At 37.2% G+C, this 11,612-nt stretch carries 14 protein-coding genes; 7 read left to right on the plus strand and 7 right to left on the minus strand.

Features of this window, described 5'->3' with window-relative positions; translation table 11 throughout:
- Positions 1-100: 100 nt before the first annotated feature.
- Both AMD00_RS15720 and AMD00_RS15725 read right to left on the minus strand, forming a co-directional pair.
- Complete coding sequence (locus AMD00_RS15720) at positions 101-862, minus strand: HAD-IIB family hydrolase (RefSeq protein WP_053417938.1); 762 nt, start codon at positions 860-862, stop codon at positions 101-103.
- 46 nt (positions 863-908) lie between these two features.
- Positions 909-1,376, minus strand: a complete 468-nt coding sequence (locus AMD00_RS15725) for a YbaK/EbsC family protein (RefSeq protein ID WP_245639536.1) — start codon at positions 1,374-1,376, stop codon at positions 909-911.
- A gap of 97 nt (positions 1,377-1,473) precedes the next feature.
- Between AMD00_RS15725 and AMD00_RS15730 the strand changes: the two genes are divergently transcribed.
- Positions 1,474-1,893: a cell wall hydrolase gene (locus AMD00_RS15730; RefSeq protein WP_053417940.1), complete on the plus strand. Its 420-nt coding sequence runs from the start codon at positions 1,474-1,476 to the stop codon at positions 1,891-1,893.
- A 20-nt stretch (positions 1,894-1,913) separates the two neighbouring features.
- Entirely contained in the window at positions 1,914-2,261 is a 348-nt protein-coding gene (gerQ, locus tag AMD00_RS15735; RefSeq protein WP_053417941.1) for a spore coat protein GerQ, read from the plus strand.
- 42 nt (positions 2,262-2,303) lie between these two features.
- Here gerQ and AMD00_RS15740 read toward each other — a convergent pair whose 3' ends face one another.
- The 5 genes from AMD00_RS15740 to AMD00_RS15765 form a co-directional block, all read right to left on the minus strand.
- Positions 2,304-3,362 (minus strand): hypothetical protein, encoded by a 1,059-nt coding sequence (locus AMD00_RS15740; RefSeq protein ID WP_053417942.1) that lies wholly within the window; start codon positions 3,360-3,362, stop codon positions 2,304-2,306.
- Positions 3,363-3,477: 115 nt separating this feature from the next.
- On the minus strand, positions 3,478-3,855 hold the full coding sequence (locus tag AMD00_RS15745) for a DUF423 domain-containing protein (protein WP_038180164.1): 378 nt from the start codon (positions 3,853-3,855) through the stop codon (positions 3,478-3,480).
- A gap of 21 nt (positions 3,856-3,876) precedes the next feature.
- Entirely contained in the window at positions 3,877-4,191 is a 315-nt protein-coding gene (locus tag AMD00_RS15750) for a YwdI family protein (RefSeq protein ID WP_053417943.1), read from the minus strand.
- A 1,512-nt stretch (positions 4,192-5,703) separates the two neighbouring features.
- Positions 5,704-6,381, minus strand: coding sequence for a uracil-DNA glycosylase (locus tag AMD00_RS15760; RefSeq protein ID WP_053417945.1), 678 nt, complete (start codon positions 6,379-6,381; stop codon positions 5,704-5,706).
- A gap of 5 nt (positions 6,382-6,386) precedes the next feature.
- Complete coding sequence (locus tag AMD00_RS15765; protein WP_053417946.1) at positions 6,387-7,148, minus strand: DUF4230 domain-containing protein; 762 nt, start codon at positions 7,146-7,148, stop codon at positions 6,387-6,389.
- Positions 7,149-7,338: 190 nt separating this feature from the next.
- Here AMD00_RS15765 and AMD00_RS15770 point away from each other — a divergent pair, with 190 nt between their 5' ends.
- From AMD00_RS15770 to AMD00_RS15790, 5 genes are all read left to right on the plus strand, one after another.
- Positions 7,339-7,602: a hypothetical protein gene (locus AMD00_RS15770; protein ID WP_053417947.1), complete on the plus strand. Its 264-nt coding sequence runs from the start codon at positions 7,339-7,341 to the stop codon at positions 7,600-7,602.
- Between the two features lie 144 nt (positions 7,603-7,746).
- Positions 7,747-8,580 (plus strand): bifunctional hydroxymethylpyrimidine kinase/phosphomethylpyrimidine kinase, encoded by an 834-nt coding sequence (thiD, locus tag AMD00_RS15775; RefSeq protein ID WP_053417948.1) that lies wholly within the window; start codon positions 7,747-7,749, stop codon positions 8,578-8,580.
- Between the two features lie 351 nt (positions 8,581-8,931).
- Positions 8,932-9,282, plus strand: a complete 351-nt coding sequence (locus tag AMD00_RS15780; protein WP_053417949.1) for a YojF family protein — start codon at positions 8,932-8,934, stop codon at positions 9,280-9,282.
- Between the two features lie 16 nt (positions 9,283-9,298).
- Positions 9,299-9,994 carry a bacillithiol biosynthesis deacetylase BshB2 gene (gene bshB2, locus AMD00_RS15785; protein WP_053417950.1) on the plus strand — a complete coding sequence of 232 codons (696 nt, stop codon included), beginning with the start codon at positions 9,299-9,301 and terminating at the stop codon, positions 9,992-9,994.
- 191 nt (positions 9,995-10,185) lie between these two features.
- Positions 10,186-11,541, plus strand: coding sequence for a YjiH family protein (locus tag AMD00_RS15790; protein WP_053417951.1), 1,356 nt, complete (start codon positions 10,186-10,188; stop codon positions 11,539-11,541).
- Positions 11,542-11,612 lie beyond the last annotated feature (71 nt).

Consider the following 11,612-nt stretch of genomic DNA (forward strand, 5'->3'; position numbering starts at 1 on the left):
CAGAATAAATAAAAACAGCAAACTCTTAAAGTAAATCCAAAGAGTTTGCTGTTTTTGTGTATATTTTTACTTAATAGATATTATTTTTTCAGAAAGCGTTTTATGCATATCGAACATTAAATTCAGCTAATTTCTCAATAATCTGCTGTTCAACATTAATATCATTTGTAATAGATTCATCAGAATATGGTGCAAGTATCTCGTGATGGCCTATCATAACTGCATGATGGGCATGTTCGAACATTGAGATATCATTGGTATCATTCCCAAATGCAATATAGCTACCTGAAGAAATATGAAGTTGCTTCAATGCACTCCATTTATGAATACCTGTTGGACTAATATCCAATATTCCCTCATCTCTATGTAAGTGAATGATAACATCTAGTTGTTTCAAATCTTCATGAAGGGCATCCATATTACAAGAGGTCAAAATAAGAATCTTAATAATCGAATTTAGTTTTTCAAGCGGTTTCTTTTCTGCTAAATTATGAGGATTAAGATTATTTAAAATAGGGTGATCTGCAGGTCCCGTATAAGCATAATCCCAATCGCCATCAATTAAATACGTAGCTTGATACTTTTCTAATAATGCCTTTAACTTCACTAATATTGTTGGGCTAAATCGAGCTACTTGTTTAATGTTTCCATTTTGACATAAAAGTGAGCCATTCCCACCTATCATTTTATATCCGTGAAACCTTTTATGAAGTACAGGCAATAAATCTCTTATCGGACGTGCGGATGCAAAAACGACTTCATGTCCACTTGCTGTAAGTTGCTCTAAGCTTTGTAGTATAGGTTCTGTGACTGGCTGGCCTTTAAAACAAATCGTACCATCCAAATCGAAAACAAAATGCATGTATGACACTTCTTTCTCTGAGGTTTCGTGAGTTTTGTCCTCTTAATTATTTAACTGCGACAATTTTGCCGCCGGTGAGCTGTAAGAGTTCATCTGCAGTTAGCTGGAACACAGCTTTTGGATGACCCGCTGCTGCCCAAATTGTATCATATTGAAAAAGGTCTTCATCAATTAAAGTTTGAATTTCTGATACATGTCCGATGGGAGCTACTCCCCCGATTACAAATCCTGTATGTTCACGAACAAATTCTGCATCAGCTTTACCAAGCTTGTCTTCTACAACTTTGGCAATATGCTTCTCATTTATACGATTAATACCACTTGCAACAACTAAAAGTGGAGTATTAGTATTTTTCAGTCGAAAAATGATTGATTTAGCAATTTGTGCAACCGTACATCCAATGGCATCTGCAGCTTCTTGTGCTGTACGTGCGCTGTCAGGTAACTCTACTACTTGATTATCGAAACCTAACGATTGTAATTTTGTCTGAATGACAAGTGCACTTTCCTTCATGAAATACATCTCCCTAAATAGATATTTTTTTCATTATACACGAATAGGCGGTCTTATTTTCATAATATTGCATATATTTTAATGAGGAGGTCTTGCGATGCCTGTCATACAATCGACGGAAAAACAACTAGAGTTACTAGCAAGATTGATGCGAGCCGAGGCAGAGGGCGAAGGAGAGCTTGGTATGCTGATGGTTGGCAATGTTGGTGTGAACAGGGTAATTGCTAGCTGTCTCGATTTTACTGATATTCGAACAATTGAACAAATGGTTTTTCAAAGTCCAGGTGGATTTGAAGCAACGCAGAAAGGGTACTTTTATCAACGGGCACGTGAACTAGATAAACGTTTGGCGCGCAGAGTAATTAACGGTGAAAGATTTCACCCAGCGACGCGCTCGCTATGGTTTTTCAGACCTGAGGGTGGCTGCCCTGATCAATGGTATGGCCAATGGAATTCTGGGCGTTTTAAGTCGCATTGCTTCTTCTCTCCAAGTGAAAGTGATTGTCCGCAAATTTAACAGTTAGAAAGGATGAATGAATGGTCCAATATTATTGGCCACCTAACTATCAACAACAGATGATTCCTCCCCAAGTGACAATTCCGAGTACTGGTAGACCATCAGGTTTTCCATTACGTGAGGAATCTTATATTGAAAATATTTTACGACTAAATCGTGGGAAGCCAGGGAATTTTCACTTTTCGTTTGAGCATGCAGTAGAAGCTGGAAAAAATACGATTAATGTACGCGGTGTCGTGGAGGCGGCTGGTCGCGATCATGTCATTTTACGTGATCTCAGAACGAATCACCGATATCTCTTCCCTATGATTTACTTCGATTATGCAGAATTTGACGAGGAATTAGCTTATTTTAATCAATCTCAGTAAATAGCAAAACCCTTCCATATAAAAGGAAGGGTTTTTGTCTTTTTATTCATTACTTAAATGCTGTTGTAATGCTTGTTTGAAGGCTATTGGGTCATCAAGACGAATAGCGACACGTGAATATTGCTTTTTAAAACCTATCAACAAAGATGCTGTACATGGTTTTTTTAATTCTAAAATCATATGTGGATGGACTTCTTCAAAGTCTCTTGCAACAAATTCAATTGTTGTTTTAGCATTAAGCTTCTTCTTGAGTTCTTCTTGATCAGTTGTAATCGACTTAATGTCGTCTAATGAAAGTTCCATCTGTTTTACAAGACCTAATGATAAATATAATTTCTGCTCTTTCAGACGTACTGGATTCAAACGTACTGCTTGTATATCCCCAAGAAAGAAAACAACGCTATATACATTCAATATGAGTAGGATAATGGAAATAACCATTGATTTTTCGTGAAGCCACCAATGGATGCCTAATGTTTCGATTACTATCGCATGTATTAGCATAATTTGAAAGGCAAGTAGACTAGATTTTTTGTGTAAAGTGAAGGTGTTAGTTACTACTGGAATTGGCCTTTTCCATGAAGCAAAAGCATAATAAAACATAAGTAAATCTGAGATAATCATTTGTACAATTCGGTGCTTAGATACCCTTTTCTGCACGGCCTTTGGAAAGGCAAATAATAAACCTTCATCATACGTACGTACATCACGTATGACCGCAGGCATGAGGAAAAATAGAAATCCAATCAAACTGAGCTCAAATAAAATTATAGAGCCCTCTATGGCAAAACCTACATAGGAAAACCCGACGAACGGCGCTAGATGCTGGGCTGGAATTAAAAGCTTTGCGAAAATTAATCCGCCCGCCATTAACATTATGAAACGTTTTATAGTAAATTTATTTTTTCGATCGATTGCGATGATTAATAATGGCGTGACAATTGCTAAATCAAAAAGACTACCTAGTATAACACCTTTTGTTTCCTCTGATAAAAAAACTTCCGTCAATGGCGTCCGATATAATGCAAAGTTCGTCGCAAGAACAAGTAAAAGTAACGCCATCCAAATATAGCTTTTCAAATCTCTTTGGCTTACTACCATCTCATCACCTCATCTTCTATATTTTATTAAAAAAGTAATACGTATTTTTAATAAAGTACCGACCTTTACTAAAAAATCCTACCTGATAAATTAGCAAGTAGGATTTCTTTCAAAATTATACATGTTTAAGAGTTGCTAGAATAACCATTACCCAAGCAGCTAAGAATAGAACTCCACCAATTGGTGTAATTGCCCCTAAAACGCCTACACCTGTTAAGCATAGAACATATAAGCTACCTGCAAAAAATACGATTCCTGCTAGCATTAAATATCCAGCACGTGAAAGCTGAGTAACTGGCCCAATTAATGAAGAACTCATTAATATACCGATCGCGATTAATCCTAATGCATGGAACATTTGATATTGTACTGCTGTATCCCATACGGCTGCATAGTGATCGGATAATTTCCCTTCAAGTGCATGTGCTCCAAAAGCACCCAGTGCCACTGCGATGAATGCGTTCACAGCTCCTGAAATAATAAAAAACCTCATCTTCTTTAGACACTTCCTTTTCTAAAAATCAAAAATCGAGTCACCATTTGCATCCTCTTCGTGAAGCTTGTTTGTAGTAATAGAAGCCGGTATCTGCGTCTGCATCATCTGTTGTGATGGTTGTATATTTTGTGCTTGAACGACTTGGCTATTTTGCATTTGCATGTCAAGTGGTCTTGATGGTCTCGCTATAGTTTCTGAAGATTTAGCTAGCACAACATCGCATAATGCCCGAACCGCAGAAAGTGCTTCACGAATTTCTTGCTCATTTTTTGCCTTTTTTGCCTGCAATAAATGTTTGTCAATTTCAGTAACAATTAATTCATGAGAAATCATTAGACGTTTCCTCCCTGCTTCGGCTCAAATTTTAAACACTCAAGACCCGAGGACTTTTTTACGATTACAGAAGGCAGCTCCCTACTTTTGAATTGGTATGCCCGACACCCTCTAGGACTCCTTTGATCCCAAGTCACATAGAAATGCCTACATTTAAAACAACTCTCTTGCATGACGCTCCCCCTCTTCATACTTCACTTTACCATGATTATATCAAACCATAAAGTGACGGGTTTTTGACTTTAATGTTGAAGACGTTTATTTAGAGGCGGAAAGTAGTTGGTGGGGTGATTGTTGCGGTAACTGCGTTGTTTGTTGCGGTATCTTGGGTCTTTGTTGCGCTATCTTGGATCTTTGTTGCGCTATCTTCGCTCTTTGTTGCGCTAACTGGCCTCTTTGTTATTTAGCAGAATATTCACGTCCTAAAACCTCTTTTCACCGACAATTAGATCCATTCCAACATAATTGATTCACCTTATCCCCTATCAATAGCTTATTTAATGCTGAAGCGGGCTAGCATTAGGGGAGCTCCTTTGATGGAAATTCGATTGTTGCGCTAACTGCGTTGTTTGTTGCGGTATCTTGGGGCTTTGTTGCGCTAACTTGGGTCTTTGTTGCGCTAACTGGCCTCTTTGTTATTTAGCAGAATATTCATGTCCTAAAACCTCTTTTTACCCACAATTAGATCCATTTCAACATAATTGTTTCACCTTATCCCCTATCAATAGCTTATTTAATGCTGAAGCGGGCTAGCATTAGGGGAGCTCCTTTGATGGAGATTGGATTGTTGCGCCAACTGCGTTGTTTGTTGCGCTATCTTGGGGCTTTGTTGCGCTAACTTCGCTCTTTGTTGCACTATCTCCGCTCTTTGTTGCGCTAACTGGTCTCTTTGTTATTTAGCAGAATATTCATGTCCTAAAACCTCTTTTTACCCACAATTAGATCCATTTCAACATAATTGTTTCACCTTATCCCCTATCAATAGCTTATTTAATGCTGAAGCGGGCTAGCATTAGGGGAGCTCCTTTGATGGAGATTGGATTGTTGCGCCAACTGCGTTGTTTGTTGCGCTATCTTGGGGCTTTGTTGCGCTAACTTCGCTCTTTGTTGCACTATCTCCGCTCTTTGTTGCGCTAACTGGTCTCTTTGTTATTTAGCAGAATATTCATGTCCTAAAACCTCTTTTTACCCACAATTAGATCCATTCCAACATAATTGTTTCACCTTATCCCCTATCAATAGCTTATTTAATGCTGAAGCGGGCTAGCATTAGGGGAGCTCCTTTGATGGAGATTGGATTGTTGCGCCAACTGCGTTGTTTGTTGCGCTATCTTGGGGCTTTGTTGCGCTAACTTGGGGCTTTGTTGCGCTAACTGGTCTCTTTGTTATTTAGCAGAATATTCATGTCCTAAAAACTGCGATTCTCCAATATTTATAACAATCCGAGTACGCTCAAATCATTTACTCAAAAATAAAAACCGTTCTCCACTAGAAGAACGGTTTTCCGAATGGTTATTTTGTTAAATCAAAATCTATTGGCGATACTCCCCACTCTTGGAGCTGTGCATTAATTTTAGAGTATGGTTTACTACCAAAAAAGCCTCTGTATGAACTAAGCGGACTTGGATGAGGTGCTTCGATAATAGCATGGCGACTTGTATCAATCAGTCGTTTTTTTTGTTGTGCTGGTTTACCCCATAGGACGAATATGATAGGTTGTTCACGGTCAGATAGCTTTTGAATAACTGTGTCTGTAAACTGCTCCCAGCCTTGTTTTTTATGTGAATGAGCTTGTCCTTCACGCACCGTTAAGACGGTGTTTAACATGAGTACGCCTTGCTCTGCCCATTTCGTTAATGTCCCGTCTATTGGAATCGGAAGGCCTAAATCTGACTCCAATTCCTTCAGCATATTTTGTAAACTTGGTGGATGCTTCACACCTTGTTTCACAGAAAAGCTCAAGCCATGTGCTTGACCTTCTCCGTGATATGGATCTTGCCCTAAAATGACAACCTTCACATCATCGTATGATGTATATCGAAAAGCGTTCCACACCTCCGCTTTGGGAGGATATATCGTTTGCGTGGCATATTCGTTTTCCAAAAAATCTAGAAGATGAAAAAAATACGGCTGATTAAATTCTGTACTGAGTATTTGCTGCCAATCGTTGTCTAAAATTTGCTTTGTCATCTTTTCTACTCCTTAAATTCGACTGTCACGTCATATCCGACAAGTGCAAACATATCAGCGACAGAACTTTGAGCGTTACTTTTTGCTGTATCAATAACCCCTTGAGTGGTTGCTTCTTCAATCATTAGTTTTTTTGCTTCTTTAGCAAGTTCATATGCTTCGCTAATATCTGCTTTTTCTCGGAACAGGCCTTCACTTGAAAAGACTTGAACATGATCAAAGTCTATTTGCGGCTCCCCTAAGATCTTTGCAGTTGGCAATGTAATCGTAGCTATTTTCTTCTCTTCATTTAATTCAATATCTTTTTCGGTAATCTTTGAAAAGTCTACACCTGCTTTAACGCCACCAGGTATTACAACTAATAATTCTCTTTTAGTTCCAGGTAAGTTTACACCAATCTCTTTACCGAAAAGTTTATTATCAGAGCGCTCAATCATGATTTTTGTATATGCCTCAGCTGTTGTTAGTTCATTTAAATTTTGAATACGTTCCATGATTGAACCTTTATTTTCTGTGAATGTACTACCTTTAATAAGGTTCATAGTTGCAATCGGAATGATTATTAATAGCGCTAAGACAATAATAGTTGCCCATACATACCATTGCATAAAGAACTTAGGTATTAAAAATTTCCGTATAAAGCCCTTTTTTCTATCTTTCCTATAGTAAAGAGACTCTGGAGAATCAAGAACTGTGGCAGATTGTTCTTCTGACTTTAATTCTTTTAACATCTTCTCAAGCTCTCGTATTTTCTTATTTGAAGTCACCTTAATCCCTCTCTTCTATTAATCTAAAAAGGAAATTAATATTCCCGATATTCAATTCGACATTATTCTACTATGTTCACTCCTATTATAAAAGTTTCTGCTCTATTAATACAATCGATTGAATTTGGTGATTAACGGCAATATTATTTAAAACCGTATTAGAGTAATATAATGGAAAGGAGTTGGTGGAATGGCTGATTTACAATGGCGAGAAAAGGTGAAAAGAATTACGAATGTAGCTGAAAGTGGCCAACACGTGCCAGAGCAGGCAAAATCGTTCGGCATGGGCTGTTTCTATATATTTTTTGTTTTAATTATTTTACTTTTTCTATTTTTATTAATTGGATTTATACAAAAAGGACATTACATAGCAGCTAGCATAGTAGGTTTACTTTGTTTAGGTGGGATTATTATTATTCGAAGAATTATAAATGCAGATCAGTTACCTAAATAAAAATCCAAACTGACCTTATTAAAAAGTTGGTTTTTGACCATTTCATTCTAGCCAGTTTTTTCGTTATAATAGGACTATTCAATTACATTTTTTATATTCGGAAAGTTTAATAAAATAAGTTTTTCATAAAAGGAGTCTATTTCAATGTCACTAAAAAAAACACTAACAATTGCCGGCACAGATGCTTCTGGTGGTGCAGGTTTACAAGCTGATTTAAAAACTTTCCAAGAGCATGGCACATACGGTATGTGTGCAGTGACTGTTGTTGCAACAATGGATCCAGACAATAACTGGTCTCATGGTGTATATACATTACCAATCGACGTTCTTAAAGCTCAGTTAAAAACAACTCTTTCTACAGGCGTTGATGCAGTAAAAACAGGGATGATTTCTACTGAAGAAGCTATTCAAGTAGCTGGTGAAGCAATTGCAAACTCTGGGACAACAAACGTTGTTATTGATCCTGTAATGGTATGTAAAGGTGAAGATGAGGTATTAAATCCAGGAAATGTTGAAGCAATGATTAAATACCTTCTACCACAAGCACTTGTTACAACACCAAATCTTTTTGAAGCTGGACAATTGGCTGGAACAGGTACACCAAAAACTATTGAAGAAATGAAAGTCGCAGCACAAAAAATCCATGAACTTGGCGCTAAAAATGTTATTATCAAAGGCGGTAAAGCGTTGCAACATGAAAAAGCTATCGACCTATTCTCAGATGGTGAAAAATTCATCCTGCTTGAAGCTGATAAAGTAGATACTACATATAACCATGGTGCTGGTTGTACTTTTGCAGCTGCTATTACAGCTAACCTAGCAAACGGTTTATCTGTAAGAGAAGCTGTTTTCGAATCAAAAGCTTTTGTTGCTGCTGCTATTGAACATGGCTGGAAATTAAATCAATTCGTTGGACCTGTTATGCACGGTGCAAAAGGCGTTTACGGTACTCCGAAAATCACTACTACTGAAGTTTAATATCGAATATTGGAACCTTCGCAAATTCAATTATTGCGGAGGTTTTTTATGTATATCTTTTCAAATTTAAACGATGTCTAAGAATTTATGATGGGACAACAGTTCTTTATGCAAAAAAAGCATTTCTTTTATATAAACAGGTTGTCCTTATTTAAATGAACATAATAATAAATCATGCACTTTTAAATAAAGAATTAATTTTTGCACGCTCTGCTTCTATAAAAACAACTTTCACCTTAATTCTTACAAAGCATATAAAGAAAATATATTTTTTGAGCTTTCGAATCGCATTCGCAGGAATTTTTCTCTATACTAGATAATAGATTGCTAGCTGTTGGAAGGAGAATTTAAATGGAAATAGTACAAATAGAAAAGCTTCAACAACTTCTTAATTCCTTTGCGAATAAAGATGTTTATATACATTTAGAGACAACCAACGGGGCTTATGCCTCTCATTTCAATGAAAAAGTATTCAACGCTGGTGCATTTATCCGTAACGTTAAACTTCAATATGAATTGGGTAAAGTTACAGCAGATGTTCCTCACCGTGTTGGTTTGAAAATGGCTCATGGCTGGGTTTATGCTCAAGGCATTACTCACTATGAAATAGATGAACAAAATCGTTTGTTAATGGCTGGACATGACTATGACGGCAAATTAGCAGTTGCACTTGAAATTAGCGAAACACCATTTACTTATTAACTAAGGAGTGATTCAGATGGCACTACAACCTGAACGACACGTACTTGTCGTATTCCCGCATCCTGATGATGAAGCATTTGGTGTTTCTGGCACCATCTCAACTTATGTCAATCAAGGTACACCTGTCACATATGCATGCTTAACACTTGGCGAAATGGGACGTAATCTTGGAAATCCCCCATTCGCGACACGTGAGACTTTACCTTTAGTCCGTAAAAAAGAATTAATCGCTTCATGCGAAGCAATGGGCGTTACAGATTTACGTATGATGGGCTTACGTGATAAAACAGTAGAATTTGAAGATGATGAGAAAATGGTTCAGATGATGACTGATTTAATCGATGAATTGAATCCATCTTTAATTATCACATTCTATCCAAATTACGCGGTTCACCCTGATCATGAAGCAACTGCGCGTGCTGTGGTACGCGCTGTACGTCGCATGCCTGTTGAACAACGTCCTAAGTTACATGCAGTAGCTTTTGCGAATAATACTGGTGAAGGTCTTGGAGAACCAGATATTGTAAATAATATTCGTGACGTTCGCGAGCAAAAACTTGGCTCAATGCGCGCTCATATTTCTCAAACTGCTTGGATGCTTGAGGAAAATGAAAAGCGTCTAGAAGCAGGTGAACCAGAGGCTGAGAACTGGTTAACTTATGAACGTTTCTTCAGCTATCGCTGGCATGAAGATTTTGAAGAGCAATTTTAAATGAATTACTCCTCCCCTATCAATTTTAGTAAAAAATTGATAGGGTTTTTTTTATTTTTCATAAGTAAATAAAAGGATTCGCATTTGTTATTGTCTGAAAAGTACGTCTTTTACCCAAACTATTTACATCTGAATGTAAACTCTTTATGATGAATAAATATTCAACTATAAAACGAGGTATTTAATATAAAATGAAAAAATTCCCTATATCTACTTGGCTATTATTTATAATCCCGTCACTGATTGGCGTATTCTTATTTATGACGCCACTTAAGACAGCTGATGGCTGGAAGGTTCCTATTGCGATTTTGGCGAATTTACTTGCCGGATCTTTGGTTTCATTCATCTCTTGGTTCACGGTTATCGTATTTTTCATCGCAGCATTAGGTTCAGTTGCTTATCACTTTATTCCGCAAAAGAATCCTGAGAAACCTACAATGTTTGATGGAATATTCCGTGTAAATTGGTTTTGGACAATCGCACGTGTCCTTGGTTTTGTCTTTGCATTCATGGTTGTACAAGATTTCGGTCCGAGCGCAATCCGTAACGAAAACACAGGTGGACTGTTAATGGATCCAGACGGTGGTCTTGTAACTTTCCTATTCACGATTTTCTTATTCGCAGGCCTACTGCTTCCATTTTTAACTGAATTCGGTTTACTTGAATTCTTCGGTACAATGATGGTTAAAATTATGCGACCATTATTCAAAATTCCTGGACGTTCTTCTATTGATGCATTAGCTTCTTGGATAGGCGATGGTACAATTGGTGTCCTTTTAACTAGTCGTCAATATGAAGAGGGCAACTATACACAAAAGGAATCAGCGATTATCGCGACTTCGTTTTCAATAGTATCCATCACATTTTGTATCGTTGTAATTGATACCGTACATTTAGGTGAGTACTTCATTCCATTTTACGGTGCGGTTGTTCTTTGTGGTTTAGTGTTGGCATTAATCATGCCACGTATTTATCCCCTTTCTAAGAAAAAGAATACTTATATTAATGGACAACCTCTTAACCTTGAGCGCGAAAAATTGCCAGAAGGTTATAATATGATTACACATGGTTTAGAAAATGCATTAAATACAGCTGAACGTAATCGTAATTTTAGTAAATTTTTCGTCGATGGTTTTAAAAACGTTTTAGATATGTGGTTCGGTGTTGCACCGATCGTTATGGCATTTGGTACTGTAGCGTTAATGCTTGCCGAGTTCACTGGCATATTTACTTTCTTAGGGAAGCCATTCGAACCGATTTTAACAGTTCTAGGTTTACCTGAAGCTGCTGAAGCTGCACAAACTATGGTTGTTGGTTTTGCTGATATGTTCTTACCTACTATTCTTGGTTCTGGTATTGAGTCAGACTTAACACGTTTTGTCATAGCCGGTGTTTCTGTTTCACAGTTAATCTACATGTCAGAGGTTGGTGGCTTAATCCTTGGTACTAAGATTCCTCTTAACTTTTTCGAGTTAATGATTATTTTCTTATTACGTACTTTGATTTCTTTACCAATTATCGCAGGTATCGGTCATTTAATTTTTTAATAACAAAAGCAGGACAGTCTTATTTAAAAGACTGTCCTGCTTTTTATTTATTCAACTACTATTTTATATAT

This window comes from Viridibacillus arvi (assembly GCF_001274945.1).
GTDB classification, from domain to species: Bacteria; Bacillota; Bacilli; order Bacillales_A; family Planococcaceae; genus Viridibacillus; species Viridibacillus arvi.

Excerpts from the sequence above, each read along its gene's own strand:
- AMD00_RS15730 (WP_053417940.1), top strand. The coding sequence starts at position 1,474 with ATGCCTGTCATACAATCGACGGAAAAACAACTAGAGTTACTAGCAAGA.
- AMD00_RS15770 (WP_053417947.1), top strand. The coding sequence starts at position 7,339 with ATGGCTGATTTACAATGGCGAGAAAAGGTGAAAAGAATTACGAATGTA.
- gerQ (WP_053417941.1), top strand. The coding sequence starts at position 1,914 with ATGGTCCAATATTATTGGCCACCTAACTATCAACAACAGATGATTCCT.
- bshB2 (WP_053417950.1), top strand. The coding sequence starts at position 9,299 with ATGGCACTACAACCTGAACGACACGTACTTGTCGTATTCCCGCATCCT.
- AMD00_RS15745 (WP_038180164.1), bottom strand. The coding sequence starts at position 3,855 with ATGAGGTTTTTTATTATTTCAGGAGCTGTGAACGCATTCATCGCAGTG.
- AMD00_RS15740 (WP_053417942.1), bottom strand. The coding sequence starts at position 3,362 with ATGGTAGTAAGCCAAAGAGATTTGAAAAGCTATATTTGGATGGCGTTA.
- AMD00_RS15750 (WP_053417943.1), bottom strand. The coding sequence starts at position 4,191 with ATGATTTCTCATGAATTAATTGTTACTGAAATTGACAAACATTTATTG.
- AMD00_RS15780 (WP_053417949.1), top strand. The coding sequence starts at position 8,932 with ATGGAAATAGTACAAATAGAAAAGCTTCAACAACTTCTTAATTCCTTT.
- thiD (WP_053417948.1), top strand. The coding sequence starts at position 7,747 with ATGTCACTAAAAAAAACACTAACAATTGCCGGCACAGATGCTTCTGGT.
- AMD00_RS15790 (WP_053417951.1), top strand. The coding sequence starts at position 10,186 with ATGAAAAAATTCCCTATATCTACTTGGCTATTATTTATAATCCCGTCA.
- AMD00_RS15720 (WP_053417938.1), bottom strand. The coding sequence starts at position 862 with ATGCATTTTGTTTTCGATTTGGATGGTACGATTTGTTTTAAAGGCCAG.
- AMD00_RS15725 (WP_245639536.1), bottom strand. The coding sequence starts at position 1,376 with ATGAAGGAAAGTGCACTTGTCATTCAGACAAAATTACAATCGTTAGGT.
- AMD00_RS15760 (WP_053417945.1), bottom strand. The coding sequence starts at position 6,381 with ATGACAAAGCAAATTTTAGACAACGATTGGCAGCAAATACTCAGTACA.